The sequence below is a fragment of the Buttiauxella warmboldiae genome (genome assembly GCF_003818135.1).
GTDB classification, from domain to species: Bacteria; Pseudomonadota; Gammaproteobacteria; order Enterobacterales; family Enterobacteriaceae; genus Buttiauxella; species Buttiauxella warmboldiae.
Genome location: NZ_RPOH01000131.1, coordinates 1 through 1,170, shown reverse-complemented (window position 1 = coordinate 1,170; position 1,170 = coordinate 1). Strand labels below are relative to the sequence as shown.

Below are 1,170 nucleotides of genomic sequence, written 5' to 3'. Positions count from 1 at the left end.
CCCCCTTGTCCTGACACTGGTGATTATTCAATCTGCTGGCAATCTATTTTTAATGCAGGGACGGTGGTTTCAGGCTGAGCTAAACAGGTGGCCCAAAACAGGATATTTGATGAATGATTAGCTGCACTGATTTACAACGGTTACTGGTGGTGGCTGATGCCAGCGAATATCAGCGGCGAACGTTGCGACATCAGCTTAACAGCCTGGGTTATCAGTACGTGTTTGAAGCTGATTCCGGTGCTGAAGCCCTGGCGCTTTGCCAGCAAAAAAACATTGATGTGGTGTTCTGCGAGCTGCAGATGCCCGGTATGGACGGGATGGCTTTACTGCGGCAGCTCTCTCTGGCCGGATTCCGGGGGGCCGTGATTATCGCCAGCGTGCTGGATAACGACCTGATTAACAGCGTGTTGTTAATGGGGCAGCACTACGGCCTGAATATGCTTGGCTCCCTGCGTAAACCGACCACCGTCAGGCAGATAAAGGCGCTGATAGCCAGCCGGCACCCGCAGGCGCAGCCGGAGAGCAGCAGCGGCGCATCCATCATTCCCCCGGATGAATTACGCCGGGCCCTTGATAACGGCGATATCCGCCCCTGGTATCAGCCGAAAGTCGCCTTTAAAAGCGGAGAGTGGCTGGGCACCGAAGCGCTGGCCCGCTGGAAGCACCCGGAGAGAGGGTTTATTCCACCGTCTGAATTTATCCCGCTTGCCGAACAGCACGGGCTGATTGATGAGCTGACCGACATGATGTTCCGTCAGGCGATGAAGGATGCCCATTTGTGGGGGCAGAGCGAACTGTCCGTCAATCTTTCCCTGAACTTATCCACCCGCTCGCTGCTCAGTACCGGGCTGTTTGACACGATACTCGGGTACTGCCGGCAGTGGAGCGTCAGCCCGCAGATGATCACCCTGGAGGTGACGGAAAATGCGCTGATGGAGGATGTGGGGCAGTCGCTGGAAACCCTGGCCCGCATGCGTATGCACGGGTTTGGTTTGTCTATTGATGACTTCGGCACCGGCTATTCTTCCGTTCAGCAGCTGACCATGCTGCCGTTTACGGAGCTGAAACTCGATCGCTATTTTATTTCCCGCTGCTTCCAGGACGCGTCCTGTATGGCGGTGATTGAATACAGCCTGAATCTGGCACAGCAGCTGGGGCTGAAATCGGTGG

At 55.8% G+C, this 1,170-nt stretch carries 1 protein-coding gene; it reads left to right on the top strand.

Features of this window, described 5'->3' with window-relative positions; all coding sequences use genetic code 11:
* Positions 1-113: 113 nt before the first annotated feature.
* On the top strand, positions 114-1,170 hold a 1,057-nt coding region (locus EHN07_RS20390), incomplete at its 3' end, for an EAL domain-containing response regulator (RefSeq protein WP_124025824.1).